This is a genomic window from Actinoplanes sp. NPDC023801, from assembly GCF_040639655.1.
GTDB lineage: Bacteria > Actinomycetota > Actinomycetes > Mycobacteriales > Micromonosporaceae > Actinoplanes.
Genome location: NZ_JBFAAI010000013.1, coordinates 146,896 through 173,268, shown reverse-complemented (window position 1 = coordinate 173,268; position 26,373 = coordinate 146,896). Strand labels below are relative to the sequence as shown.

Here is a 26,373-nt window from a genome sequence, read left to right as displayed (position 1 = left end):
TTCAGGTGTGAGCGAGCCGTCTGCGTCAACCGCCGTCGATGCACTGGAGCCCTGGCCCGGCACCGTCGCATGGCGCCCGGTCTCCCCCCGCCTGATCGTCGTCCACCTGATCGGGATCGCCGCCTGGACCGTGGCGTTGTTCGGCGGCCTGCTCGCCGGATACCTGATCGTCGGTGGGTCGCCCTGGTTCTACGGCATGGGGGCGGTGGTGCTGCTCGGTGTCTGGCGGGCCGTCGTCGCCGTCCGGGCCGTCCGGGCCTGGGGCTACGCCGAACGCGACAAGGACCTGCTGGTCCGGCACGGCCTGGTGGTCCGGCACCTGTCCATCGTCCCGTACGCGCGGATGCAGTACGTCGACGTCACGGCCGGGCCGCTGGAGCGGGCGTTCGGGCTCGCCACCGTCCAGCTGCACACCGCCGCCGCGGCAAGCAACGCCCGGGTCCCCGGCCTGCCACCGGACGAGGCGTCCCGGCTGCGCGACCGGCTGACCGCCCTCGGCGAGGACCGGGCCGAGGGCCTGTGACCAGCGCCGGGCTCCCCCACCCCACGCCGCCGGACGCTGATCTGCCGGCCGGGCCCGCGCTGGGCGGGCCGGCGACTCCGGACGTACCGGCTGAGGGTCTGCCGCAACCGGGACCGGCAGCGGACGCCGCGCCTTCCGCCGTGCCTTCCGCCGGGCCGGACGCCGTGCCTTCCGCCGGGCCGGACGTGCCTTTCGCCGGGCCGGACGCCGAGGCCCGTCAGCGGCTCCACCCGCTCAGCCCGCTGCTGAAAGGTGCCAAGAGCATCGCCGTGATCGCCGCGGCGCTCTCCTGGAACACCCTCGGGCGGGTCGGGGCCACCGACTTCGCGCTGATCGTCCTCGGCCTCGCGGTCGCCGTGGTGGTCGTCTCGGCGATCGGGTGGTGGAACACCGGCTACCACGTCGTCGGCCGCGAGCTGCGCATCGCCGAGGGACTCGTGTGGCGGCGCAACCGGGCCATCCCACTCGACCGGCTCCAGGCCGTCGAGGTGCGCCGGCCGCTGCTCGCCCAGCTCAGCGGGCTCGCCGAGCTCCGGCTCGAGGTCGTCGGCGGCAGCAAGACCGAGGCGCCGCTCGCCTACCTGACCGTCCGGGACGCGGCCGCGCTGCGCGAGCGGCTGCTCTCCCTGTCCGCCCGCGCGGCCGCCGCCTCATCGGGCCCCGCCACCCATCCGTCCTCCGTCGCGGCGCCCGCCATGCCCGTAGCGGAGCAGCCGCCGCTCTTCCAGGTCCGCAACCGCAACCTGCTGATCAGCCAGTTGCTCACGCCGCAGGCGTTCTTCCTGCCGTTCGGTGTGGCCTGGGTGATCACGCAGTTCGTGATGGAGGGCACGTGGACGTTCATCGGCATCGCCAGCACCGTCACCGCGATGGCCGGTGTGCTCCTGCAGCCGATCCGGCGGGTGCTGCGCGACTGGAACTTCCGGCTGTTCCGCGGGGAACGGCTGATCGTCAACTACGGGCTGCTCGAGACCCGCAGCCAGGTCGTGCCGCCGCACCGCGTGCAGACCGTGCGGATCATCTGGCCGCTGTTGTGGCGGAGCAAGCGCTGGCTGTACCTGACACTGGACGTGGCCGGCATGTCCGGCCCCGAGCCCGGCGACGACCAGGGCTCCGACCGTCTCATGCCGGTCGGCGACCCGGCCCAGGCCCGCACCCTGGTCGCGGCCGCCCTGCCCGGCGTCGACCTGGCCGGGCTCGCCACCTCACCGCCCCCGCTGCGGGCCCGCTGGCTGCACCCGTTCGGGCTCCGGTTCTACGGTGCGGGGCTCGCCGACACGGTCTTCGTGAGCCGGTCCGGGCGACTGACCAGGGAGATGACGCTCGTGCCGTACGCCAGGATGCAGAGCGTGCGAGTCGTGCAGGGCCCGCTGCAGCGGCGGTTCGGGCTGGCCACCGTCTACGCCGACACCGCCGGCGGGCGCGCCGGCGTGGCCCGCGACCGGGACCTCACCGAGGCGTACGCGATCGCCGATCAGCTGGCCGCCCGCGCCCGCCAGGCCCGCGCCGCCGCTCACGACGGCATTCCGCCCATTGCGATCCCGACCGGCCCAGCCCCGACCGGCCCTATCTCGCCCAGCCAGGTGCCGTCCGCTGCCGTCCCGCCCGGCGCCGTCCCGCCCGCTGCTGTCTCGCCCGGCCCTGTCCCGACCGGCCCGGGATCGTCGGCTGCCGTCTCGTCCGGTGACGTTTCGCCCGGCTTCATCCCGCCCGGGGCGCTACCGCTCGGCGCCGTTCCGCCGCCGCCCGGCGATCCGGCCGACGAGACGTACTGGCAGCGGCCCCAACAGTCTTAAGCTCTACCAGTGGAGCTTCCGGAGTTCGCACCCGGTCTCAGCGCCCGGGTCGAGTTGACGGTCACCGACGCCGACACCGCCCAGTCCCTCGGCTCCGGCGATGTGCCGGTCCTGGCCACGCCGCGGGTTCTCGCCCTGGCCGAGGCGGCGACGGTCGCCGCGACCGCGCGCCTGATCCCCGGCGGGATCACCACGGTCGGCAGCCGGGCCGAGATCGAGCACCGGGCGCCGACGCCGCTCGGCCGCCGGGTCGCCGCGCATGCCACGCTGACCAAGGTGGACGGGCCGAAACTGTTCTTCGAGGTGACCGTCCACGACGGCGACACGCTGGTCGCCGAGGTCCGCATCGAACGCGTCCTCCTCGATCGGCAGCGTTTCATCGCCCGAGCCCTCGGCGACTGACCCTCCCCGCGTGGTGACCCGCGGCCCGGAACACACCGCAACTCACCCCACTGCCGGCACGCAGCCGCAGCGTGGTGACCCCCGCCCCTATTCGCGCCGCAGGTCACCACGCGGGGTGCTCAGCCCCAGCGGGCCCGGAGCTCGTCGGGGGTGGGCATCGCGACGGCGCCGCCCTTGCGTTCGCAGACGAGACCGGCCACCGACAGGGCGAAGCGCACGTGCCCGGTCCAGTCGTCGACGCCACCCAGCCGCCCGGTGGCCAGCAGGCGGCTGATCAGCGCGGCCATCACCGAGTCGCCGGCGCCGGTGGCGTCGACGGCCGCCACCACCGGGGCGGGGATCATGGTGGCGCCGTCCGGGGCGTCGACATGGGCGCCCTTCGAACCGCAGGTCACCACCACGGCACCCGCGCCGAGTCCCCGGATCCGGGCCGCGGCGGCTGCCGGATCGTGCTCGCCGTAGAGCGTCACGGCATCCGCCGAGCTTAGTTTCACCAGGTCAGCAGTGGCGGAGAACTCCTCGACGAGGTCGCGCAGGGCGTCCACGGCGGCGGTGTCCGGCAGCAGGGTGGGCCGTACGTTGGGGTCGAAGACCCGCAGCGGCCCGGAGGTCCGCCAGGCGGCGCGTGCGGCAGCCCGGAACGGTTCGCGCAGCAGGCAGATGGATCCGGTGTAGAGGACGGCGGCACCCGCGGCACCGGCGAGGTCGACGTCGTCCGCGCCGAGGAGGGCGTAGGACGGCGGTTCGCCGTAGAAGGTGAATGTCGGCTCGGCGCCCTCGAACGTGGTGACGGCGAGGGTGGTGGGAGCGGCGACCCGCCGTACACCCCGGTCGTCGACGCCGGTGTCGCGGAGGAAGGCAGCGATGCGGTCGCCGAGGACGTCGCTGCCGAGGGTCCCGGCGTAGCGGACCGCGCCGCCGAGGCGTGCGACCCCGACCGCGACGTTGAGCGGCGCCCCGCCGATCGCCTGCCGGTAGACCTGTTCGCCGTCGAGGTCTGCTTCGAGCAGGTCGATCAGCGCCTCGCCCATCACCATCGCGTAGCCCACGGCGTCAGCCTCTCACTCCGGCGGCCCGGTCCCAAGCGGTCCGGGCACCGGAGGGCCACGACGACCCGGACCTCCGCGATGATATGAGTGAATTTGGGAGAATTTCGGGATGAAGACGAAACTGCTGGCCCTCGCGGTGCCGCTGCTGCTCACCGGCGCCGCACCCGCTCCCGCGGCGCAGGCGGAGCCCGCGCAGACGTCCGAGGGCACCTTCAAGACCTGGCGCGACGGCGCCAAGGCGGTCACCTACGACACGATGGCGGTTCCGGTGGGCGCACGGGCTCGGGTCACCGTCGTCAAGACCGAGGGTGGCGTACGGGTGAGCCTGCTCGCCACCGGTCTGAAACCCGGCCGGGCGTACGGCGCGCATCTGCACACCAGCGAGTGCGGCAAGGATCCGGCCGCGGCCGGACCGCACTATCAGCAGCGCCTCGACCCCGCGGCCCGACCGGGGAAGCCGTCGGTCGATCCGGCCTACGCGAACCCGGCGAACGAGGTGTGGCTCGACTTCGTCGCCAACGCGAACGGCGTCGGCCGGGTCCGCGCCACACAGGCCTGGAACTTCCACGAGACGAGGCCGCCGTGGTCGCTCGTGCTGCACGCCGAGCACACGCACACCACTCCCGGCGAGGCCGGTACCGCGGGCGCCCGGCTGGCGTGCCTGACCCGGGACGACGAGGACTGATCGGGCTCGTCCGGACGCCGGGTACCGGCCCTCACGGGCCCGGCGGTTCAGACGGTAACGTCGGTGGCACCGAGAACGGAGGCACCCACGATGGCCGATAACAGCGGCAAGAACCAGCCCGCGCCGAAGACGGAGTCGCACGACCCCGACTTTCCCGAGGCGTTCCTGAGCTTCATGCGTCAGGGCTGGCGGGAGGATCCGCTGGCCGTCGCGCCTCTGCCGGAGGTGCCCAACTACGCGAAACGCCGCAACGATCTCTCCGAGGCCTTCCCCGGCGAGACGATCGTCATCCCGAGCGGCAACGAGAAGGTGCGCGCCAACGACACCGACTACCACTTCCGGCCGGGCAGCGACTTCTTCTACCTGACCGGTGACCGCGACCCGGACAGCGTGCTCATCCTGCACCCGAGCGGTTCCGGGCACGACGCGGTGCTCTACACCCGGCAGCGCAACTCGAAGGAGACCGACCGCTTCTTCCGGGACCGCAACGGCGAGCTGTGGGTGGGCCGCACGCACACGCTGGCCGAGAAGTCGACCGAGCTCGGGCTGACCGCCGCGCCGCTGGGCGACCTGGGCGCCGCTCTGGCCGGGTCGGCGCCGGGCCGCACCCGGGTGCTGCGCGGTCTCGACCTGAACGTGGACCGGGCCGTCCTGGCGTACGAGCCGGACCGCACGAAGCTGCGTGACCGCGAGCTGGCCCGGGTGATCTCCGAGCTGAAGCTGGTCAAGGACGAGTGGGAGATCGCGCAGCTGCAGGCCGCCATCGACGCCACCGTCCTCGGTTTCGAGGACGTGGCCCGTGTCCTGCCGGCCGACCGGAGCGTCAAGGAGCGCCTGCTCGAGGGTGTCTTCGGGCTGCGCGCGCGGCACGACGGCAACGACGTCGGCTACACGTCGATCGTCGGCGCCGGCCCGCACGCGACGATCCTGCACTGGGTGCGCAACACCGGCGTGACCAAGCCGGGCGAGCTGCTCCTGATGGACATGGGTGTCGAGGGCAACAACCTGTACACCGCCGACGTCACCCGGACCGTCCCGGTCAGCGGCACGTTCACGCCGCTGCAGCGGCAGGTCTACGACATCGTGCACGCGTCGCAGCAGGCCGGCATGGACGCCATCAAGCCCGGTGTGGTCTTCAAGGACGTGCACAAGGTGTGCATGCGGGTGCTCGCCGAGGGCCTGCACGACCTGGGCCTGCTGCCGGTCAGCGTGGACGAGGCGATGAGCGACGACAGCACGATCTACCGGCGGTGGACGCTGCACGGGTTCGGGCACATGCTCGGCATCGACGTGCACGACTGCTCGGCGGCCCGCAGCGAGGCGTACCGGGAGGGCCCGCTCAAGGAGGGCTACGTCCTGACCGTCGAGCCGGGTCTCTACTTCCAGCCGGAGGACGAGCTGGTTCCCGAGGAGCTGCGCGGCGTCGGCGTGCGCATCGAGGACGACGTGCTGGTCACGGCGGACGGCTGCCGCAACCTGTCGGCCGGTCTGCCGCGCTCGTCCGGCGAGGTCGAGCAGTGGCTCGCGTCGCAGCGGGAGGCGGGCCCGCGCCTGCCCGGCTGACCGTCCGGGGAGGTCGCCAACTTGAGCACCAGGAGCCCGCCGTGCGACTGCGTCGCCACGGCGGGCTCAGCACATGGCGGTCCCGAACGAGCCCGCCCGGAACGTCCGGCGACGCTGAGGGCCCGCCCGGAACGTCCGGCGACGCCTGAGGACCCGCCCGGAACGTCCGGCGACGCCTGAGGGCCCGCCCGGGACGTCCGGCGGTGCTGAGGGCTCTAGGAGCCGGCGCGGTACTCGCTGACGTTCCAGCACTCGGCCTGGAGCGGGTCGTCGCCGACGTTGATCTTCACCTTGACCGGGTGACCGTCGCCGGCGTGGAACTCGGTGGACACCTCGGCGCCGTCCTCCTCGGCGGTCTTCGCCATCGCGACGAGTTCGGCGAGGGTCGGAACCTCGATCTCCTCGCCCTGCTGCCCCTCGGTGGCCGGGCCCAGATCGACCTCGGCCGAGGTCGACGGCACCGCGGACAGCGCGCCGATCCGCTCGGACGTGACGATCTTGCCGTTTGCCACGGTGGCCTGGTAGCGGCCGACCGGGGCGGCTTCCTCGCATCCGCGGCTCAGCGCGAAGCTGTAGTTGGCCGGCTCGGTCCAGGCCGGTGCCGACCCGCCCGCCGCGGCGGCGCCGGTCGCGGCCGCCGGCGGATTCTGGGTCGCCGGCTTCTCGTTGTCCGAGGTGCACCCGCCGATCAGGCCCACCAAGATCAACGTGCACACGGCCCGTTCTACCCGCACCACAACCTCCGCTCGACGGCTCACGCGGCGCAATGTAGCGCAACCACGCTCGGCATGCGCGGCGCGGTCAGGCGACGTCGGCCACGAAGACCGCCACCGATCGGGCCGGGATCCCGGACGGGGTGGCGGTGCGCAGCACCGGGTCGGCCGACGTGGTCAGCTCCGGATGCGGACGCAACCGCCCGGCGTCCGGGATCGGCGGGCCGGCCGGGGCGCCGGTCGCGTTGAACACCACCACGATCCGGCTCCAGCGGGCGTCGAGACCGGTCGCGTCCAGGCTCATCACGATGACGCCGGGCTGCTCGGCCGGGCCGCTGAGCGGGAACAACAGCCGTCGCTGCACCTCATCGGCGGTCGGCAGCCCGAACACCGGTGACGACCGGCGGATCCGGAGGAGTTCCCGGTAACGCTCGGCGGTCATGGCGATCAGGTCGGGCGTGGGCACCAGCGCCGGATCGCGGAGCAGCGGCCGGGCGAAGTCCCACTTGTCGCCGTTGTCGGGCTCGGGTGGCAGACCCACACCGAACCCGTTGCCCAGGCCCGGGTCCCAGCGGATCTGGTTGAACCAGTCGCCGGAGTTGAACGAGTTCCGGTCCAGCGACTTGGACCGCAGCCGCTCGGTACCGAGCGCGACGAACCCGGCGCCCTGGCTCAGTACCACCAGCGCTAGCGCGAGCACCTGCATCCGGGCCCGGTCGGCCGGGGCGATGCCGGTGGGCAGCTTGAACGCCATCGCGTCGTACAGGATCTCGTTGTCGTGGGCGTCGACGTAGTTGACCGCCTCGCCGGGCGCGTGGGCGTACCCGGTGGGTGAGCCGTTGTAGCCGATCTGCGCGCCGCTGCGCTCGACGCCGTCGTGGGCGAGGAACCGGTAGGTCGCCAGCGCCCCGGACAGCCCCACCTTGATCTGGTCGTGCAGCCACAGCGGGACGGCGGAGCCCAGGCCGGTCGCGAACCCGCGGACCCCCGGATCGTCGCCGAACGCACCGCCACCGCGGATCGCGTCCCGCAGCCGGTCGTTGAAGGTGCCGATCCCGGTGCCGGCCATGTTGACCTGGGTGGCCTGAGCGAATCTGGCGTCGTACGCCACCTCGCCGAAGTTCCAGCCCTCGCCGTAGAGCACGATGTCCGGATCGATCCGGTCGAGGGCGACCCGCGCCTGCAGGATGTTGGCCCGCGGGTGGTGACCCATCAGATCGAAGCGGAAGCCGTCGATCTTGTACTCGCGGGCCCAGGTGATCAGCGAGTCGATCACGAGCCGGCCCATCATGGTGTGCTCGGTGGCGGTGTTCGGGCAGCAGCTCGACTCGGCGGTGCTGCCGTCGGCGAGCGGCCGGTGGTAGTAGCCCGGCACGATCCGGTCGAGAACGCTGAACCGGTCGAGGCCGTCGCCCATGGTGTGGTTGTAGACGACGTCGAGGACCACCCGGAGCCCGGCCCCGTGCAGCGCCGCCACCGCCGAGCGGAACTCGAGGATCCGGGTGGCACCGGACGGATCGGTGGCGTAACTGCCCTCCGGCGTCGTCCAGTGCCACGGGTCGTAACCCCAGTTGAAACCGTCCTCGTCGGCCACCGCCAGGACGGCCCGCTGCTGCTCGGCCGAGTCGGGCGGGAACGCGGCCAGGTCGCAGGCGGGCACCGCCTGGTCGGCCCGGCGGTCCGGCACGGTGGCGAAGTCGTTGACCGGCAGCAGGTGCACGTGGGTGAGCCCGGCCTCGGCGAGCGAGCGCAGGTGCCGCATCCCGTCCGAGTTGGGGTGGGTGAAGGCCAGGTACGTGCCGCGTTCGGCGGGCGGCACGGTGGCGTCCAGGATGGAGAAGTCACGCACCGAGAGCTCGCTGATCTGCATCCGGGCCGGTGCCACCGGGGCCGGCCTCGGAGCCGCGCCCCAGCCGGGCGGGCGCAGCACCGGATCGGCCAGGTCGACGAGCTGGCTGTGCGTCGAGTCGGTGGCCAGCGACACCGAGTACGGGTCGGTGACGCTTGTCGTCACCACCCGCTGAGCGGCCGGCTGCCACACCTGAACGCGGAAGCGATACCACCGGCCGAGCCATTTGCGCTTGCCGGTGATCGACCAGACGCCGGTCACGTCGTCACGGTCCATCGGCAGGACGCGTGGCTCGTCGCCGGGTTCCCGGAACAGCTCGAGCTCCACGGTGCGGGCGGTCGGTGCCCAGACCGCCAGCCGTGGCGTCCCGTCGCCGTCGATCACCGGGCCGAGCTCCGCGTCGGCGGCGTCGGCGTAGAGGTCGTCGAGGACACCGGCGATCTGCACGGCGGTGAGAGCCACCACCTCCCCCGTGGCGTCCCGGCCGGTGACCAGCAGCCGGTCACGCAGCAGCTCGCTCAGGGCGGCGTCGCCGAGCTCACGGACCGCGAACGCCCGATAGGCCCGCAGGTGCGGGAAGCGGCGGCTCTGCCCCTGGAACAGCCCACCCGGCCGGGGCACCAGCACAAGGGAGCCGAGGGTGAAGGTGGCGGCACGGGCAGCGAACCACTCGGGCAGGGCCACGGTGGTCCGGTCGACGAAGACGGCGTGAGCCCGCGCCGGGTCGAGCTCCGGCCCGAGCGTCCCGAGGCGGGGGTGGACCGGCGCCTTCTCCCCGGCGGTCAGCCACACCTCACGGCAGACGGTGAGGTCGAGCCGCTGGTCGTCGGGGAGGTCCTTCTCCTCGCCGCGGTGCAGCACATAGCGCAGCCCGACGGCGTCCGGCCGGACCCGGACCTCGAAGACCGCACCGAAGTCGTCGAAGCGGTCGGGCATGTGCGGCGTACCCCACCGGGTCTTCTCCGTGACCGGGACGCCCTCCCAGCAGTGCAGGCCCCACCCACCGTAATCACCGGCCGGGCGCCGGTAATGAATGACCACCGTGTCCCCGGTGACCTCGGGCAGTTCGGGCGGGACCACCGACACCCGGCGGTCGCCGGCCGTGACCCAGATCTCGCCGGTCTCGCCGAGATCGACCCAGCGGTCGATGTCGACGTCCTTGGCGCCCTGCCGGTTGAGCACCAGGAAGCCGATCTCCCGCGCGGTCTCCGGGACGCGCACCCAGGCGAACCGGCCCCACGCGTCCTCCCCGGCGAACGGGACGCCGTCGGGATAGACCAGGTCGGCGCCGGGTGCGAGATCGCCCCAGGCGTGCAGGACCCAGTCGGTGTAGTCACCGTCGGGCCGCCGATAGTGCACGACCAGCCACTGCGGACGGGTCCTGGGAACGGCCGGCGCGCTCGCAATGATCTCCGTCGTCGTCACCGGCACATCATCCCAGCGGGATACGACATTTTCCCGGTGTCCCGACGACGGACTGCGAGGATCGTCGCGTGGGACCCGCCTTGCGACGGCTAGCAAGACGGACGTACGGTTTACCGAAGACGCACAACCGAGAGTTAGGCAAACCTAACCAAGAGGTCGCCCTTTCGGTGCGAAAGACTTGACTTCCAGTCGCTGGGTGTGAAGGAGATGACGGTGGCCAGCCTCGACACCTTTGGTGCGAAGAGCGAGCTGCGCGTCGGAGACGCGAGCTACGAGATTTTCACGATCGACAAGGTGAAGGGGCACGAACGCCTGCCCTACTCCTTGAAGATCCTCCTGGAGAACCTGCTGCGTACTGAGGACGGCGCGAACATCACCGCCGACCACATCAACGCGCTCGGCAGCTGGGACCAGAACGCCGACCCGAGTGTCGAGATCCAGTTCACCCCGGCACGGGTGCTGATGCAGGACTTCACCGGTGTTCCCTGCGTGGTCGACCTGGCCACCATGCGCGAGGCCGTGAAGGACCTGGGCGGCGACCCCACCAAGGTCAACCCGCTCTCGCCGGCCGAGATGGTCATCGACCACTCGGTCATCGCCGACCTGTTCGGCCGCGAGGACGCGTTCCAGCGCAACGTGGACCTGGAGTACCAGCGCAACCGCGAGCGCTACCAGTTCCTGCGCTGGGGCCAGACCGCGTTCAACGAGTTCAAGGTGGTCCCGCCGGGCACCGGCATCGTGCACCAGGTCAACATCGAATACCTGGCCCGTACGATCATGGAGCGCAACGGCCAGGCCTACCCGGACACCGTGGTCGGCACCGACTCGCACACCACCATGGTCAACGGCCTGGGCGTGCTGGGCTGGGGCGTCGGCGGCATCGAGGCCGAGGCCGCCATGCTCGGCCAGCCGGTCAGCATGCTGATCCCGCGGGTCGTCGGCTTCAAGCTGTTCGGCGAGGCCCCGGCCGGCACCACCGCCACCGACCTGGTGCTCACCATCACCGAGATGCTGCGCAAGCACGGTGTGGTCAGCAAGTTCGTCGAGTTCTACGGCCCCGGCGTGAGCGCCGTCCCGCTGGCGAACCGCGCCACCATCGGCAACATGTCGCCGGAGTACGGCTCCACCGTCGCGATCTTCCCGATCGACGAGCAGACCATCGACTACCTGAAGCTGACCGGCCGCACCGACCAGCAGGTGGCGCTCGTCGAGGCGTACGCGAAGCGGCAGGGCCTGTGGCTGGACCCGGCCGCCGAGCCGGACTACTCGGAGAAGCTCGAGCTCGACCTGTCGACGATCGTCCCGTCGCTGGCCGGCCCGAAGCGCCCGCAGGACCGCGTGCTGCTCAGCGAGGCCAAGCCGATGTTCCGGGACGCCCTGAAGAACTACGTGCAGGCTTCCGGTCCCGCCGACGAGGCCAGCGAGGAGTCCTTCCCGGCCAGCGACCCGCCGGCGAACCACGCCGACTCGGAGGCGGACAAGCCGCACACCTTCAGCGCCGCGCAGAACGCGAACGGCCGCCCCTCCAAGCCGACCCTGGTCAAGGGTGAGGACGGCGTGGAGTACGAGCTGGACCACGGCGCGGTCGTCATCGCCGCCATCACGTCCTGCACCAACACCTCGAACCCGCAGGTCATGATCGGTGCCGCCCTGCTCGCGAAGAAGGCCGTCGAGCGCGGCCTGACCCGCAAGCCGTGGGTCAAGACCACCCTGGCCCCCGGTTCGAAGGTCGTCTCGGACTACTACAACCGGGCCGGGCTCACGCCGTACCTCGACAAGATCGGGTTCAACCTGGTCGGTTACGGCTGCACCACGTGCATCGGTAACTCCGGCCCGCTGCCCGAGGAGGTCTCGGCGGCGATCAACGAGGCCGACCTGACCGCGGTCAGCGTCCTCTCCGGCAACCGGAACTTCGAGGGCCGGATCAACCCGGACGTCAAGATGAACTACCTGGCGTCCCCGCCGCTGGTGGTGGCGTACGCCCTGGCCGGCTCGATGGACATCGACATCACCACCGAGCCGCTCGGCACCGGGTCGGACGGCAAGCCGGTCTACCTGAACGACATCTGGCCGACCAACGCCGAGATCGACGAGACGATCGCGCAGGCCATCGGTGCGGAGGGCTTCAGCACCGCCTACGCCGACGTCTTCGCCGGCGACGAGCAGTGGCAGTCGCTGCCCACCCCGACCGGTGACACGTTCGCCTGGGCCGAGGACTCCACGTACGTCCGGAAGCCCCCGTACTTCGAGGGCATGCAGGCCGACCCGAGCCCGGTGACCGACATCGCCGGCGCCCGCGTCCTGGCCAAGCTGGGCGACTCGGTCACCACCGACCACATCTCCCCGGCCAGCTCGATCAAGCCGGACTCGCCCGCCGGCAAGTACCTCGCGGAGCACGGCGTCCCGCGCGCCGAGTTCAACAGCTACGGCTCGCGCCGCGGCAACCACGAGGTCATGATCCGGGGCACGTTCGCCAACATCCGGCTGCGCAACCAGCTGCTGACCGACGTCGAGGGCGGCTTCACGCTCAACCACCTGACCGGCGAGCAGACCACCATCTACGACGCCTCGGTCGCCTACAAGGAGGCCGGCATCCCGCTGGTCATCCTGGCCGGCAAGGAGTACGGCTCCGGCTCGTCGCGTGACTGGGCGGCCAAGGGCACCATGCTCCTCGGTGTCCGTGCCGTCATCGCCGAGAGCTACGAGCGCATCCACCGCTCGAACCTGATCGGCATGGGCGTGCTCCCGCTGCAGTACCCGCAGGGCCAGAACGCCGAGTCGCTCGGCCTCACCGGCACCGAGACATTCTCGTTCGCCGGCGTCACCGAGCTGAACAACGGCACCACGCCGCGCACCGTCAAGGTCACCACCGACACCGGTGTCGAGTTCGACGCGGTGGTCCGCATCGACACGCCCGGCGAGGCCGACTACTACCGCAACGGCGGCATCCTGCAGTACGTGCTCCGCAAGATGCTCCGCAGCTGATCTCCCACGTCACGGCCCGCTTCCCACTCCCGGGAGGCGGGCCGTTCCGCTTTCTACATGCTTGCTCCGGTACGGGCGAGCAACTGTTCCCCGCGCAGGTCGGCCGCGTGGAACAGCAGATCCTCCTCGGCGCGGAGCACGCGGAAGCCGTACCGCTGCATGATCCGCCGCGAGGCGGTGTTGCCGGCCCGGACCGTCGTCCACACACGGCCGAGACCGGCCCGCCCGCACTCCTCGAGGACCGCTCCCACCGTCTCGCCGGCGAAGCCGCGTCCCCGGTCGCTCCAGCGGATCATGTAACCGATCTCCGGTTCGGCCGGACCGGTCCGCCCGGGGAAGATGCCGCAGTTCCCGACCAGCCGCCCGTCCAGGCGCAGGTTTCAGGGCCGCCAGCCGGTGCGGTCGGCGTCGGTGATCTCGCGCAGCACCCGGGCCGGGACCCCGGCCGCGATGACGCCCGCCGGGACCGGCCTGGTCAGCACGCTGCCGGAGCCGATGATCGAACCGTCGCCGATCGTCACGCCCTGGTTGATCGTGACCCCGCCGCCGACCCACACGTTGTTCCCGATCGTCACAGGCTTGGCGTAACAGGCTCCGGCTGCCCGCTCCGCGGCGTCGATCGCGTGGTTGGACGTGTAGATGCCGACCCGCGGCCCGAACAGCACGTGATCGCCGATGGTGATGCCGCCGCCGTCGAGCATCACGCAGTCGAAGTTGGCGTAGAACGCGTCCCCGATGCTGATGTTGAAGCCGAACTCACACCGGAATGTCGGCTCGAAGTAGCAGTCCCGCCCGGCCGAGCCGAGCAGCCGCCGCAGGATCGCCTCCCGCTCCGCCGGCGGCCTGCCGAAACTGTCGTTGTACTCGTCGGTCAGCAGAACGGTCCGCTGCCGGGCTTCGACGAGCTCGTCGGTCAGGTCGTTGTACATCCGGCCGGAAAGAATGTGCTCCCTCTGAGCGTCAAGCGTCACCGACCGACCGTACTCCCGTTAGGGTCGGTCGATGCCCACACCTGATCAAATGGTCGTCGCGGCGGCGCAGGCCGAACTGCGCCCGCTCGGCCTGCGCCGCCACAATCGCACCCGCGTGTGGGTCGAGGACCGCGACTGGTGGCTGCTGCTCGTCGTCTTCGAGCGCAGCCGCAGCGGGGAGACCCACCTGACGGTGGCCGCGAAGTTCCTGTGGGGACCGATGCAGGAGTTCACCTACGACCTGGGTGGCCGCCTGTTCTGGCGGGAGGAGACCGGAGACTTCACCACCGAGTGGCCCCAGGACGGCCACGTCTGGGTGCAGAGCATCCGGCACGTCGACGACGACCAGTTCGCCGCCGGCCTGCGGCAGATCACCGGTATCGCCCGGCAACGGGTGCTCCAGCTACGGCAGGAGATCGCGAGTCCGGCGGACGTCGCCAAAGTGTTGTCGGCCCCGCAGAGCCGGATCACCGCCACCTCGTGGTGGCACGCCTTCCACGCCGGGGCCGCGGCCGGGCTGAGCGGTGACGCCGAATCGGCCCGCAAGCACTTCGACCGCATCCGCCCGGACCGTGTCGCCGTGGAGTGGGAACGCGAGCTCGGCCGGCGCGCCGCAGCGCTGAGTGCTCTCGCCGACGACCCCCGGGCCCTGTTCCGGCGCCTGCGGGGAGACATCACGGACATGCGGTCGCTGCTCGGGCTGCCGGACACACCACCTGGTTCGCCACCGGAACCGGTCTGGTGAATAGGCTCCAAGAATGGATGACAAGACTGTTCTGGGCCGGATCAACGAGCTCGTCGACGAGGAGCACACGCTTCGCCGTCAACTGAGCGAGGGCAAGATCTCCACCGACGAGGAGCACAGCCGCCTCCAGGAGGTCGAGGAGTCCCTCGACCAGTGCTGGGATCTGCTGCGGCGGCGCCGTGCGGCCCGTGACGCCGGGCACGACCCGGACGCCGAGAAGGCACACGGCACCGCCGAGGTGGAGAACTACATTCAGTGACGCGGCCCCGGTCGCGGCCACCGCGGACGCGGCGGCCGCGGACCGGGCCTCGTACACCTCAGTGCAGCCCCGCCTCGAAGAGCAGGCGCTCGATCAGCTCGTCCTCGTCGATGGTGATGCCCCGTGACCGGAACCAGCTCGCCACGTTGCGCACGTCGCGGGCGATGAACTCACCACCGCGCGGGTTGGCGATCACGTCCACGATCTGCGGCAGGTCGATCATGACGAGCCGCCCGTCGTGCACCATCGTGTTGTAGGGCGACAGGTCGCCGTGAGCCACCTGGGCCCGGGCCAGGACCGACAGCGCGTCGGTCATCTGCCGCCACAGGTCGGCCAGCTTGTCCGGGTCGGCCCGGACCTGGGCGAGCCGTGGCGCCGCCTCACCGGTCTCCCAGTCGCCGATGAACTCCATCATGAGCTCGGTGCCGATGAGCTGCACCGGGTAGGGCACGCAGACCAGGCCACCCTCCCGCCCGATCTCCCACAGCCGGCCCAGCGCGCCGAACTCGGCGGCCGCCCACTGTCCCGCGATCAGCTCCTTGCCGAACGCGGTGCGGTTGGTCATGGCCCGCATCTCCCGGGACCGGCGGACACGGCGGCCCTCCAGATATCCGGCGTCGCGGTGGAACAGGCGATGGTCGCCGTCGCGGTAGCGCTTGGCGGCCAGCATGCTGGTCTTGCCGGTGCCGGGAATCGCCCGGCGTACCAGGAAGACGTCAGCTTCCTTACCGGTCTTGAGCATGCCCAGCTCGGTGTCGACGGCACCGTATTCGGTGCGCACCCAGTCGGGACGAGGCTCGGGACCGTGCAGAGCACCATCCCAGGTGGACCACCGGTCGCCCTCCTCGGGCAGATCCGGGTCCTCTTTCAGGGCCGGCTCGGGCCGGCCGCGCTTCAGGAAATCGGGCTCGTCGTCGTCGAACTTGCGACGCTTGCCGCGCATGGTGGTGGAGCCGTACGAATCGTGCTCGCGCACTGGAGGTTCTCCTCGGAGAAAGAAGTTTTCGGGGAAACGAGGACAGCAGGCATCACAACGACAGCCATTCGGTCCACACCCCCTTCTCTCTCGCCGGGCCCGTTGACAGGCCCGTGACTCAGTGCGCGGTCGACTCTCGCGGATCGCCGCCACGAGCGCAACCTAATTTTCGGCGGCCTTTTCCCCGGGTTCTCTGCGGGCGCCTTTCCGCTGGCCGACACGGCCTTCCGAGCCGTGCCGCGACCTTCAGCGGGCCGCCATGATCGCCGAGATTCCCTGGATGACGTTGCCGACCGCGTGGGTCGGCGCGAACCGGTTGTCCACCCAGTCCCGCCCGCGGTGCAGCCACACGCTCGGCAGACCGAGCGCGGCCGCCCCGCCGATGTCCGCCTCCGGGCTGTCCCCGAGGATCCACGCCCCGGCCAGCCGCATCCGTACCCGCTGTGCGGCCAGTGCGAAGATCCGCGGGTTCGGCTTGCTGACCCCGCACTCCTCGGAGATCACCCAATCGGCGACGTACCGGTCCAGACCGGTCCGGCGGATCCGCGACTCCTGCTGCTCGGCCGGGCCGTTCGTGACGACCACCGGGACCAGTCCGGCATCGCCGGCGATTTCCAGAGCGCAACCCACCATGGGGTCGAGACGTTCGTAGGTGAGTGGTCCACCGTTCAGCTCGTCGACCAGGTCGATCGACGAGACCCGCAGCCGGTAGCGGTCGCGGATCAGGTCGGCGAGGTCCCAGCGGGAGGTCAGGCCGTCCGCGTCCACCGCGACCAGCCACTCCAGATCATCCTGCGGTGCCGCGATCTCGTCCAGAAACCCCTTGGCCCACAGCCGGAACGCACCGCTGCGATCGAGCAGGGTGTCGTCCAGAGCGAGGAAGACTAGAGGCACGCGGGCACTTTACGTGAGCGGCCGCGGAACCGAGAAGCCCAGGAGTGTCAACAAACCGCTGAGAGCATGACGAAATTGGCGTCATCCGATCAGGGGATGCCGTGCCCTAGTAAGCCGTACGTACGGATTGCAAGACGGTGATGGCCCGTGAAACGATCAGCGGCGTGCCCAGGGTGAGTCAGGACCAGCTAGATGCGCGCCGCCACGAGATCCTCAACGCGGCCCGCAACTGTTTCGCCCGGTACGGCTACGGCGGCGCGACCGTGCGGCGGCTCGAGGAAGCCACGGGCATGTCCCGCGGCGCGATTTTTCACCATTTCCGGGACAAGGAGCATCTGTTCCTCGCCGTCGCCGAGGACGACGCCGCCAGCATGGCCGAGACCGTCGCCCGCAACGGCCTCGTCCAGGTGATGCGCGACCTGCTCGAACGCGCCGGCAACAGCGAGGGCGACACGGCCGGCTGGCTCGGCACCCAGCTCGAGGTGGCGCACCGCCGGCGTACCGATGCGGCTTTCGCCAAACGCTGGGCCCAGCGCTCCGCCGCCATCGCCGACGCCACCCGCGAGCGGCTGCAGCGGCAGCGGGACGCCGGCGTCCTGCGCGACGACGTCCCGGTCGAAGTGCTCACCCAGTTCCTCGAGCTGGCGTACGACGGACTCGTTCTCCATCTGGCCACCGGCCGCCCCGCGGGTGAGCTGGCAGCCGTCCTGGACGTGGTCGAGGATGCCGTCCGGCGCCACTGAGCCGCGAGGCTCCGCACCGGTGCCCCCACGACATCACCCGTGAGCGGATCGCCTGAACGGCGGCCACACCCCCGGTCAGAGGGCCGGCGCCCGGTCGATGAACCCGAGAACCTGGAAGATCCGGCCGTCGGCGTCGCGTTCGGCCACGTCGAAACCGGCCACCAGCGGCTCCTCTCCCGGACGGCCCAGATTCCAGGTAAAACGCGCCTGGTCGTGGTGGGCGTCGACCGGCCCGCCCGGGGCGAACACGAACCCGGCGAACTGCTGCTGCACCGCACCGATCAACGCGTCCAGCGCCTCCCGCCCCTCGACCGCGGCCAGCGGGTCGACGTAACGCACACGCTCGGCGAAGATCTCGTCGATCGCGGTCCGCCGGGCGGCCGGGTCGGTCTCGTTCCACACGGCGAGGTAACGCTCGATCACGGTGTCGAAGTCGCTCATCTCTCGGTTCCTCCATGTCGGTCGTCCTGCTGCTCGAAGCCTGCCGGGATGCGGTAACGCCGTCGATTACCCCGCGGGTAATGGCCTCGCCGCCGGCGGCTGCCTACGCTGCCGGAATGAGTGAGGTGGGCAGGCTGCTGCGCGGCTGGCGGGACACACGGCGGATGAGCCAGCTCGGCCTCTCCGGCCGATCCGGGGTGTCGACGCGGCATCTGTCCTTCGTGGAGACCGGCCGGTCCCGGCCGACGCGGCAGATGCTGCTGCGCCTGGCCGAGGAGCTGGACGTGCCGCTGCGGGCCCGCAACGAGCTGCTGCTCGCCGCCGGGTACGCCCCCGCCTACTCCGAGTCCGAGTTGGACGGCCCGCCGCTGGCCGACGTGCTCACCGCACTCCGCAACGTGCTGGCCGGGCATGCGCCCCATCCCGCGGTGCTGGTGGACCGGCACTGGACGATGGTCGACGCCAACGACGGGGTGGCTCTGTTCACCGCCGGATGCGCCGCCGAACTGCTGACGCCGCCGGTCAACGTCCTGCGCCTGGCACTGCACCCGGCCGGCATGGCACCACGGATCCGGAACCTCGCCGAATGGCGTACCCACATCCTGCATCGCCTCGACCGGCAGACCGCCGCGACCGGTGACCCGGAGCTGCGCGATCTGCGGACCGAGCTGGCCGGCTATCCCGGTGGCGAGGTCACGGCCCGGCCGGACGGCCTGGTCGTTCCGCTCCGTTTCGACGACCTGGACTTCTTCAGCATCACCACGGTTCTCGGCACCCCGCGCGACGTGACACTGTCCGAGCTCGCCATCGAGGCGTTCCTGCCCGCCGACGCGGCCACGGCGAACGCGCTGCATCGCGGGGTGGCAGGATCAGGGTATGGATCTCGGGCTCGCTGATCGTGTCTTCATCCTCACCGGAGCCTCGCGCGGGCTCGGGTTCGCCACGGCGCAGGCGCTGGTCGGCGACGGCGCGCGCGTGGTGATCTCCTCCCGTGACGGCCACCGGGTCGCCGAGGCGGTCACCGCTCTCGGCGGACCCGACCATGCTCTCGGCGTGGCGGCCGACCTGTCGGACCCGAGCACCCCGCGGGAGCTCGTGCACGCCGCGCAGGAGCGGTTCGGGCGGCTCGACGGCGCCCTGGTCTCGGTGGGTGGCCCGGCTCCGGGCACCGCGTCGAGCATGAGCGACGACCAGTGGACGAGCGCGTTCGAGACGGTGTTCCTCGGCTCGGTGCGGGCGGCGCGGACGTTCGCGTCGGCGCTGCCGGAAGGCGGTGCGATCGGGTTGGTGCTGTCCACCTCGGTGAAGACGCCGCTGGCCGGGCTCGGTCTCTCCAACGGGTTCCGTCCCGGTCTGGCGATGGTGGCGAAGGACATGGCCGACGAGTTCGGGGCACGCGGCGTCCGGGTGCTCAGCATCCTGCCCGGCCGGTTCATGACCGACCGCAGCCGGGAGCTCTTCGAGGCGGCGGCCGACCCGGTCGCCGCCGCCGAGTCGGTCGCGGCCGGCGTCCCGCTGGGGCGCATCGGCGAGCCGACGGAATTCGGCCGCGTCGCCGCTTTCCTGCTCTCCCCGGCGGCCAGTTACGTGACGGGCGTGGCGGTCGCGGTCGACGGCGGCGCCCTCCGAACCCTGTGACCCACCCACCGACCTCCGGCGGGGCCTCGCTCGAGGCCCAACCACCGACCTCCGGCCAGGCTTCGCCCGCCGCCCACCCACCCTCCGGCGGGCCTCCTGCCGCAGCCCCACCACCGACCGCCGGCCGGGCCTCTTCTGCCGCCCGGCCGCCGGTGACCGGGCGGGCGGTGCGCCTCACCGGGTCCGGGTCTGCGGCGGCTCGGCCGCCGATTCGGGTCCAACCCGGGACCCTGACCCCGGCGGCGGTACGCCGGCCGAGCGCCGAAGAGATCGCGGCAGCGGCGGATCGCACCATCCCGGACGTGACCGGCCCGGATCTGCTCGTCCTGTTCTCCGGCATCAATCCGAGCCTGTACTCGGCGGCGACCGGCCATCACTTCGCCCGCCCGGGGAACCGGTTCTGGCCGGCGCTGCATGGCGCCGGCTTCACCGACCGCCTGCTGCATCCTTCCGAACAGCACCTTCTGCCCGCTCTGGGCCTCGGCATCACCAACGTCGTCGAGCGCGCCACCGCCCGCGCCGACGAGTTGTCGCCGGAGGAGTTCGTCGCGGGCGGCGCCCGCCTCGCGGAGCGGGCCGGCCGGTTGCGACCGCGATACCTGGCGGTGCTGGGCGTGACCGCCTACCGCGCTGCTTTCGGGCGCCCGAAAGCCCGTATCGGTCCCCAGGAGGAGACGATCGCGGGCGTCCCGGTCTGGGTCCTTCCGAACCCGAGCGGCCTGAACGCCCATTTCCAGCTCCCCGCCTTGATCAACGAGTTCGCCGCTCTCCGAGCCGCCGCCCGGGCGTCCGCGCCTGGCCAGCGCTCCGAACCTGGGGAACCGTCCGAACCCGGCGCACCCACGAAGCCCGGCCAACGTGAGGCCCGGCCAACGTAGGGGCCACCAACCCGCGGATTGGCCAGCGTAAGGGTCAGCCAACGCAGGGGCCGGCCAACGCAACGGCCGGCCGGTTGCAGCGGCCTCAGGCCGCCGCGACGATCTCCAGCTCGATCAGCCAGTCACTGTCCAGGGTCTGTACGACGATCGCGGTGGTCGGGACGCCGCGGCCGCCGAGGGCTGCCACCCGGGCCGCCGCGTTCTCCTCGGCGTAGGACACGTCCCGCAGATAGCTCGTCTGGCGGACGATGTTGTCGACCGTCATCCCGGCCGAGGCCAGAATGGCGCGGATGTTGTCCCAGACGAGCACGAGCTGCTCGCTGAGGGTGCCACCGGGCTTCCCCGCGGGGTCGAGGCCCATCGTCCCCGAGATGTAAAGCGTCCGCTGGGCACCCCGGACCTCCATGGCATGCACATAGTCGCTGGTAGCCGAATAGACGCCGTCCTTCGGGTCGTGCGCAACCATCTCCATGCCACCGAGGCTAGACCGCCCGGTGCACTATGGACTGTCCCGGTCGTCACCGGGACGGGGTGGCAGAACCCGCTGTTCGTGGACCGCGATCTCCCGCCGGAACCGGTCAGCCGACGGATGCCAGGCCTCGTCGATCGGGCCCATCACCCCGCCGCCGATCCCTTTACGGCGGGCCCAGAGCGAACCGCAGCATCAGCAGGCACACCACCGCGAGCGCCGCCAGGGTGAGCAGGAATCCCATCAGATCACCGCCTCCGTGAACTGGGTGCGATAGAGCGAGGCATAAAGGCCGCCGGCCACGATCAGCTCCTCGTGGCTGCCTCGTTCGACGATACGGCCCTTGTCCAGTACGAGGATCTGGTCGGCTTCCCGGATCGTGGAGAGCCGGTGCGCGATGACCAGTGCGGTCCGCCCGCGCAACGCCTCGGCGAGGGCCCGCTGAACGGCCGCCTCCGACTCGCTGTCCAGGTGGGCGGTGGCCTCGTCGAGGATGACGATCGACGGCTGCTTGAGCAGCAGCCGGGCGATGGCGAGGCGCTGTTTCTCACCGCCGGAGAACCGGTAACCGCGCTCCCCCACCACCGTGTCCAGCCCGTCGGGCAGGGCTCGCACCAGGGCGGCGATCCGTGCTCCGGTGAGGGCCTCCCACATCTGTTCCTCGGTGGCGCCGGGCCGCGCGTAGCGCAGGTTCTCGGCGATCGTCTCGTGGAACAGATGCGAGTCCTGGGTGACGACGCCGACGGTGTCGCGCAGCGACTCGAGCGTGGCGTCACGGACGTCGACCCCGCCGATCAGGACCGCACCGCCGGTGACGTCGTAGACCCGCGAGACCAGCATCGACGTGGTCGACTTGCCGGCCCCGGACGGTCCGACGATCGCGACCATCTGACCCGGTTCGACGGTGAAGTCGAGCCCGGTGAGCACTTCATCCTGTTCCGTCCGGTCGAGGGTGCTCACGTCCTCGAGTGTCGCGAGCGAGACCTGGTCGGCACTGGGATACCGGAACCGCACATCCCGGAACTCGATCCGCCCGGTTCCGGCCGGGACCGGGACGGCACCGGGTTTCTCGGCGATGCCGGGTTTCAGGTCGAGAACCTCGAAGACCCGGTCGAAGGAGACCAGCGCGCTCATCACGTCGACCCGGACGTTGCTGAGCGCGGTGAGCGGGCCGTAGAGGCGGGTGAGGAGCAGGGCCAAGGTGACGACCGTGCCGGCCGACACGTTGCCGCGGACCGCGAGCCAGCCGCCCAGCCCGTACGTCAGCGCCTGGGCGAGGGAGGCGACCAGCAGCATCGCCACGAAGAACGTCCGCGAGTACATCGCCTGCTGGACGCCGATGTCGCGGACCCGGGAGGCGCGCTCGCCGAACCGGGCGGCCTCGTTGTCGGGCCGGCCGAACAGTTTGACAAGCAGGGCGCCGGAGACGTTGAACCGCTCGGTCATCGTCGCGTTCATCTTGGCGTCCAGGTCGTACGACTCACGGGTGATCTCGGCGAGCCGTTTCCCCACCCGGCGGGCGGGCACGATGAAGACCGGCAGGAGCAGCAACGACAACCCGGTGATCTGCCAGGACAGGGTGAACATGACGGCGGCGGTGAGTGCCAGCTGGATGACGTTGCTGACCACACCGGACAGTGTCGACGTGAAGGCCCGCTGTGCGCCGACGACGTCGTTGTTGAGGCGGCTGACCAGGGCGCCGGTCTGGGTGCGCGCGAAGAACTGCAACGGCATGCGTTGCACATGATCGTAGACGCGGGTCCGCAGGTCGAGGATGATGCCTTCGCCGATGCGCGCGGAATACCAGCGCTGGGCCAGTGACAGCAGGGCGTCGGCGACCGCGAGCCCGGCGATCACGAGCGCGAGGCGCACCACCGCCCCGGCCGCTCCGGAGCCACCCGCGGTGATCGCGTTGATGACCTTGCCGGCGAGCAGCGGCGTGGCCACCCCGATCCCGGCGGCGACCACCACGGTCAGCAGGAACACCGCGATGTCACGGCGGTACGGAGCGGCGAACCGGACGATTCGCCGGGTGATGCCTTTGCGCACCCGGTGCTCGTTGACCCGGTCCGCGTTCTGGATCGACCGCAGGACACTCCAGCTGGACATGTCACCTCCCGGGTGTCGTTCGACGGGGCAGGAAGAAGTCTGCCTCGTGGGTACGACAATCCCGGGAGGTGATCTACTCCCCGGAGCCCAGCAGTTCGCTGAGCCGTCGTGTCTGGGCCTCACGCTCGGCCCGGTCCTGCTCCGCGTACGACCGCAGGGGTGCACCCGCCAGCAGGGCCTTGATCTCGCCGACCGCGCCCCGGTCCGCCGCCAGCACCGCCGCGGCCAGGTCGGTCACCGTTCCGTCGAGTTCGGTCCGGGGGACCACGGCGGTGGCCAGTCCGATCCGGTCCGCCTCGTCGGCGGCGATCCGCCGCCCGGTCACGCAGATCTCCAGTGCCCGGGACGGACCGACCAGCTCGGTGAGCCGCTTCGTGCCGCCCAGGTCGGGAACCAGCCCGAGGGTGACCTCCGCCATGGAGAACCGCGCGTCTTCGGCGAGGATCCGCATGTCGCAGTTCAGCGCGAGCTGGAAGCCGGCGCCGATCGCGTGTCCTTGAACCGCGGCAATCGTCACAATGGACGGACTCCGCAACCAGGTGAACGCGGTCTGGAACCCGGCAATCCGATCCGCGCACTCGGTCGCGGACAACTGCGCCAGCCGGGACAGTGAAGAATCGCCGTCGCCCCGTGCCACCGACAGATCCAGGCCCGCGGAAAACGCGCGCCCCTCGGCTCGGACAATGACGACCCGTACGTCGCCCGGCAATTTACGGGAAATGTTGCCTAGCTCCGTCCACATCGCCGGAGTCTGGGCATTGAGAACGTCGGGCCGGCACAACGTCACCGTCGCGACCGGCCCGTCCTGTTCAAAACGAACGCCTACCTCGTCGGTCGAACCTGGTCGGGCGTTCCCGGCCGTCACGCCTTCTTCCGGCGACGAGCGCCACCACGCTGGCGCAACTGCACGCCCGACTCGGTGAGCACCCGGTGCACGAATCCGTAGGAACGGCCGGTGGAGGCGGCAAGCGCGCGGATGCTCTCGCCGCCGGTGTAACGCTTCACCAGGTCCTTGGCGAGCGACTGCCGCTCGCTACCGACGATTCGACGACCCTTCTCAGTACTGGTAGCTGTGCCAGTGGCTGCCATCTTGAATCCTCACGTCGCAGACAGTGCGGTCAGATACGGTCCCACCTATTACACCGTCTCGGACGATCATGCGCCAGGCATCTAGCCCCCGTGAACGTGCCCATTTATTACTGTCAGGAACTTGACGGTTACCACCGGCATCAATGTCAGACAGTTTGCCGGCTGGGCAGTGGCATGCATTTCCGAGTCGTAGGCCGCCCGCCCAAGACCATCGATCACCTGCGAAAACACTCGATCGAGGGGAGCCCCTCGATCGCTTCGGAGAGTGCTGTGATCGCTCCATGGCGTGACTCTCGACCTTGCTCGAGAGCGACCGGCGACCGCCCGACCTGTTCGCAAACGCCCGAACATCGCACTGTCTGTGTGGGCACCAGTTGACAACTGAGGATCGACGATGATCCGGCCTCAGGCGAGCTCGACGAGCTCCAGCAGATCGTCGCTCCAGGCGTCCTCGTCGCCGTCGGGCAGCAGGATCGCCCGGTCCGGCTTGAGCGCCTGCACGCAGCCGGCGTCGTGCGTGACCAGGACGATCGCGCCCGGATAGTTGGCGATCGCGTCGAGCACCTGCTCCCGGCTGACCGGGTCGAGGTTGTTCGTAGGCTCGTCCAGCAGCAGCACGTTGGCGCCCGAGCAGACCAGGGTCGCCAGAGCGAGACGGGTCTTCTCACCACCGGAGAGCACACCGGCCGGCTTGTCGACGTCGTCACCGGAGAAGAGGAACGCCCCGAGGATCTTCCGCAGCTCGGTGTCGGTCTGCTCGGAGCCGGCGCTGCGCATGTGCTCCAGGATCGTCCGGTCCACGTCAAGCGTCTCGTGCTCCTGGGCGTAGTAGCCCAGCCGCAGCCCGTGCCCCGCGCGCACCTCACCGGTGTCCGGCTCGAGCAGGCCGCCCAGCATCCGCAGCAGGGTGGTCTTACCAGCGCCGTTCAGGCCCAGGATGGCGACGCGCGAGCCGCGGTCCACCGCCACGCTGACATCGGTGAAGATCTCCAGCGAGCCGTACGACTTCGAAAGGCCCGTCGCGGTCAGCGGCGTCTTGCCGCACGGCGCCGGACTCGGGAACCGGACCTTCGCCACCTTGTCGGAGCTCCGGACCTCTTCCAGACCACCGAGCAGTTTCTCGGCACGGCGTGCCATGTTCTGCGCGGCGACCGTCTTGGTGGCCTTGGCGCGCATCTTGTCGGCCTGCGCCATCAGGGCACCGGCCTTTTTCTCGGCGTTGGCCCGCTCACGGCGGCGGCGGCGCTCGTCGGTCTCCCGCGCTTCGAGGTACGTCTTCCAGCCCATGTTGTACATGTCGACGACCGAACGGTTGGCGTCGAGATACCAGACCTTGTTCACTGCGGCGTCGAGCAGCTCGACGTCGTGGCTGATCACGATGAGGCCGCCCTTGTGCTGCGCCATGTAGCCGCGCAACCAGGCGATCGAGTCCTGGTCGAGGTGGTTGGTCGGCTCGTCGAGCAGCAGGATGCCCTTGCCGTTCTGCCCCGAGTTGGCGAACAGGATGCGGGCCAGCTCGATCCGGCGGCGCTGGCCACCGGAGAGAGTGCCGATCGTCTGGGCCAGGGCGCGTTCGGGCAGGCCCAGGTTGGCACAGATCCGGGCCGCCTCGGCCTCGGCACCGTAGCCGCCCAGCGCGGAGAACTGATCCTCCAGCTGGCCGTACCGCCGGACCAGCTTCTCCTCGGAACTCTCCTCGAGCTGAACCTCCAGCTTCTGCATCTCGGTGAGGATGGCGTCCAGACCGCGGGCCGACAGGACACGGTCGCGGCCGGTCACGTTCAGGTCACCGGTCCGTGGGTCCTGGGGCAGGTAACCGATCTCGCTGGTCCGCTCGACGGTTCCCGCGTACGGGATGCCCTCGCCCGCGAGGACCTTGAGGGTGGTGGTCTTGCCGGCACCGTTGCGGCCGACCAGGCCGATCCGGTCGCCGGGCTGCACCCGCAGGGTGGTCGGGGAGATGAGGATGCGCGCGCCGGCGCGGAGTTCCAGTCCGGTGGCGGTGATCATGGGTTTCTCGCTCTCGGTGAGACGGCTGACTCAGGGCGCAGAAAAGCGCCGGCCATCGCAGATGACGGTCGGCGGCGGGGCAGGTCAGCCTTCGCAGAGCAGCACCCGGCCATCCTACCGGGCCCCGGGTGACACCTCCCACCCGATTAATTCACAAGATC

Annotated in this window: 24 protein-coding genes and 1 pseudogene; 12 read left to right on the top strand and 13 right to left on the bottom strand. The window is 70.7% G+C overall.

From position 1 onward, the window contains the following. The first annotated feature begins 7 nt into the window (after window positions 1-7). The 3 genes and pseudogenes from AB0G04_RS23630 to AB0G04_RS23620 all read left to right on the top strand — a co-directional run bounded on the left by AB0G04_RS23630 (window position 8) and on the right by AB0G04_RS23620 (window position 2,721). A complete protein-coding gene (locus AB0G04_RS23630; RefSeq protein ID WP_360986451.1) occupies window positions 8-523 on the top strand; it encodes a PH domain-containing protein in 516 nt (171 codons plus the stop codon). Between the two features lie 164 nt (window positions 524-687). Continuing rightward, window positions 688-2,034, top strand: a pseudogene (locus AB0G04_RS23625) (PH domain-containing protein); the annotation flags it as partial. Between the two features lie 294 nt (window positions 2,035-2,328). Then, on the top strand, window positions 2,329-2,721 hold the full coding sequence (locus tag AB0G04_RS23620) for a hotdog domain-containing protein (RefSeq protein ID WP_360986448.1): 393 nt from the start codon (window positions 2,329-2,331) through the stop codon (window positions 2,719-2,721). A 119-nt stretch (window positions 2,722-2,840) separates the two neighbouring features. Here AB0G04_RS23620 and AB0G04_RS23615 read toward each other — a convergent pair whose 3' ends face one another. Continuing rightward, window positions 2,841-3,770, bottom strand: coding sequence for a carbohydrate kinase (locus AB0G04_RS23615; protein ID WP_360986445.1), 930 nt, complete (start codon window positions 3,768-3,770; stop codon window positions 2,841-2,843). A 109-nt stretch (window positions 3,771-3,879) separates the two neighbouring features. Between AB0G04_RS23615 and AB0G04_RS23610 the strand changes: the two genes are divergently transcribed. Then, window positions 3,880-4,455, top strand: a complete 576-nt coding sequence (locus AB0G04_RS23610; RefSeq protein WP_360986442.1) for a superoxide dismutase family protein — start codon at window positions 3,880-3,882, stop codon at window positions 4,453-4,455. A 90-nt stretch (window positions 4,456-4,545) separates the two neighbouring features. After that, window positions 4,546-6,018 carry an aminopeptidase P family protein gene (locus AB0G04_RS23605; protein ID WP_360986439.1) on the top strand — a complete coding sequence of 491 codons (1,473 nt, stop codon included), beginning with the start codon at window positions 4,546-4,548 and terminating at the stop codon, window positions 6,016-6,018. 215 nt (window positions 6,019-6,233) lie between these two features. Here AB0G04_RS23605 and AB0G04_RS23600 read toward each other — a convergent pair whose 3' ends face one another. Beyond that, window positions 6,234-6,776, bottom strand: coding sequence for a hypothetical protein (locus AB0G04_RS23600; protein WP_360986436.1), 543 nt, complete (start codon window positions 6,774-6,776; stop codon window positions 6,234-6,236). A 43-nt stretch (window positions 6,777-6,819) separates the two neighbouring features. Beyond that, complete coding sequence (gene pulA, locus AB0G04_RS23595) at window positions 6,820-10,005, bottom strand: pullulanase-type alpha-1,6-glucosidase (protein WP_360986433.1); 3,186 nt, start codon at window positions 10,003-10,005, stop codon at window positions 6,820-6,822. Window positions 10,006-10,203: 198 nt separating this feature from the next. Here pulA and acnA point away from each other — a divergent pair, with 198 nt between their 5' ends. Next, the gene (gene acnA / locus AB0G04_RS23590) at window positions 10,204-12,990 is read left to right on the top strand and encodes an aconitate hydratase AcnA (protein WP_360986430.1); all 2,787 of its coding nucleotides are present in this window, start codon (window positions 10,204-10,206) and stop codon (window positions 12,988-12,990) included. A 53-nt stretch (window positions 12,991-13,043) separates the two neighbouring features. Here the strand turns inward: acnA and AB0G04_RS23585 are convergent, their stop codons facing one another. Beyond that, on the bottom strand, window positions 13,044-13,349 hold the full coding sequence (locus AB0G04_RS23585; RefSeq protein WP_360986663.1) for a GNAT family N-acetyltransferase: 306 nt from the start codon (window positions 13,347-13,349) through the stop codon (window positions 13,044-13,046). A 21-nt stretch (window positions 13,350-13,370) separates the two neighbouring features. Next, complete coding sequence (locus tag AB0G04_RS23580; RefSeq protein ID WP_360986427.1) at window positions 13,371-13,961, bottom strand: sugar O-acetyltransferase; 591 nt, start codon at window positions 13,959-13,961, stop codon at window positions 13,371-13,373. Window positions 13,962-13,992: 31 nt separating this feature from the next. Between AB0G04_RS23580 and AB0G04_RS23575 the strand changes: the two genes are divergently transcribed. Then, window positions 13,993-14,706 carry a hypothetical protein gene (locus tag AB0G04_RS23575; protein ID WP_360986424.1) on the top strand — a complete coding sequence of 238 codons (714 nt, stop codon included), beginning with the start codon at window positions 13,993-13,995 and terminating at the stop codon, window positions 14,704-14,706. 13 nt (window positions 14,707-14,719) lie between these two features. After that, complete coding sequence (locus AB0G04_RS23570; protein ID WP_360986421.1) at window positions 14,720-14,965, top strand: DUF2630 family protein; 246 nt, start codon at window positions 14,720-14,722, stop codon at window positions 14,963-14,965. 58 nt (window positions 14,966-15,023) lie between these two features. On the opposite strand, the gene AB0G04_RS23565 is transcribed toward AB0G04_RS23570, so the two are convergent. After that, window positions 15,024-15,908, bottom strand: coding sequence for an RIO1 family regulatory kinase/ATPase (locus tag AB0G04_RS23565; protein ID WP_360986660.1), 885 nt, complete (start codon window positions 15,906-15,908; stop codon window positions 15,024-15,026). Between the two features lie 279 nt (window positions 15,909-16,187). Next, complete coding sequence (locus tag AB0G04_RS23560) at window positions 16,188-16,835, bottom strand: HAD family hydrolase (RefSeq protein WP_360986418.1); 648 nt, start codon at window positions 16,833-16,835, stop codon at window positions 16,188-16,190. A gap of 164 nt (window positions 16,836-16,999) precedes the next feature. Between AB0G04_RS23560 and AB0G04_RS23555 the strand changes: the two genes are divergently transcribed. Further along, a complete protein-coding gene (locus AB0G04_RS23555; protein ID WP_360986415.1) occupies window positions 17,000-17,578 on the top strand; it encodes a helix-turn-helix domain-containing protein in 579 nt (192 codons plus the stop codon). Between the two features lie 75 nt (window positions 17,579-17,653). Here AB0G04_RS23555 and AB0G04_RS23550 read toward each other — a convergent pair whose 3' ends face one another. Beyond that, entirely contained in the window at window positions 17,654-18,019 is a 366-nt protein-coding gene (locus AB0G04_RS23550) for a nuclear transport factor 2 family protein (RefSeq protein ID WP_360986412.1), read from the bottom strand. A gap of 116 nt (window positions 18,020-18,135) precedes the next feature. Between AB0G04_RS23550 and AB0G04_RS23545 the strand changes: the two genes are divergently transcribed. The 3 genes from AB0G04_RS23545 (at window position 18,136) to mug (ending at window position 20,535) form a co-directional block, all read left to right on the top strand. Further along, complete coding sequence (locus AB0G04_RS23545; protein ID WP_360986409.1) at window positions 18,136-18,915, top strand: helix-turn-helix transcriptional regulator; 780 nt, start codon at window positions 18,136-18,138, stop codon at window positions 18,913-18,915. Continuing rightward, window positions 18,896-19,657: an SDR family oxidoreductase gene (locus tag AB0G04_RS23540; protein ID WP_360986406.1), complete on the top strand. Its 762-nt coding sequence runs from the start codon at window positions 18,896-18,898 to the stop codon at window positions 19,655-19,657. The genes AB0G04_RS23545 and AB0G04_RS23540 overlap by 20 nt, the downstream gene beginning before the upstream one ends. 209 nt (window positions 19,658-19,866) lie before the next feature. Beyond that, complete coding sequence (mug, locus tag AB0G04_RS23535; RefSeq protein ID WP_360986657.1) at window positions 19,867-20,535, top strand: G/U mismatch-specific DNA glycosylase; 669 nt, start codon at window positions 19,867-19,869, stop codon at window positions 20,533-20,535. 85 nt (window positions 20,536-20,620) lie between these two features. Here the strand turns inward: mug and AB0G04_RS23530 are convergent, their stop codons facing one another. The 5 genes from AB0G04_RS23530 to AB0G04_RS23510 form a co-directional block, all read right to left on the bottom strand. After that, window positions 20,621-21,007, bottom strand: coding sequence for a RidA family protein (locus AB0G04_RS23530; protein WP_360986403.1), 387 nt, complete (start codon window positions 21,005-21,007; stop codon window positions 20,621-20,623). Window positions 21,008-21,247: 240 nt separating this feature from the next. Then, window positions 21,248-23,113: an ABC transporter ATP-binding protein gene (locus AB0G04_RS23525; RefSeq protein ID WP_360986400.1), complete on the bottom strand. Its 1,866-nt coding sequence runs from the start codon at window positions 23,111-23,113 to the stop codon at window positions 21,248-21,250. Between the two features lie 73 nt (window positions 23,114-23,186). Beyond that, window positions 23,187-23,978 (bottom strand): enoyl-CoA hydratase/isomerase family protein, encoded by a 792-nt coding sequence (locus AB0G04_RS23520; RefSeq protein WP_360986397.1) that lies wholly within the window; start codon window positions 23,976-23,978, stop codon window positions 23,187-23,189. Continuing rightward, window positions 23,975-24,202, bottom strand: coding sequence for a helix-turn-helix domain-containing protein (locus tag AB0G04_RS23515; RefSeq protein ID WP_020510159.1), 228 nt, complete (start codon window positions 24,200-24,202; stop codon window positions 23,975-23,977). Before AB0G04_RS23515 ends, AB0G04_RS23520 begins: the two co-directional genes overlap by 4 nt. Before the next feature lie 405 nt (window positions 24,203-24,607). Beyond that, the gene (locus tag AB0G04_RS23510; protein ID WP_360986394.1) at window positions 24,608-26,212 is read right to left on the bottom strand and encodes an ABC-F family ATP-binding cassette domain-containing protein; all 1,605 of its coding nucleotides are present in this window, start codon (window positions 26,210-26,212) and stop codon (window positions 24,608-24,610) included. Between the last annotated feature and the right edge of the window lie 161 nt (window positions 26,213-26,373).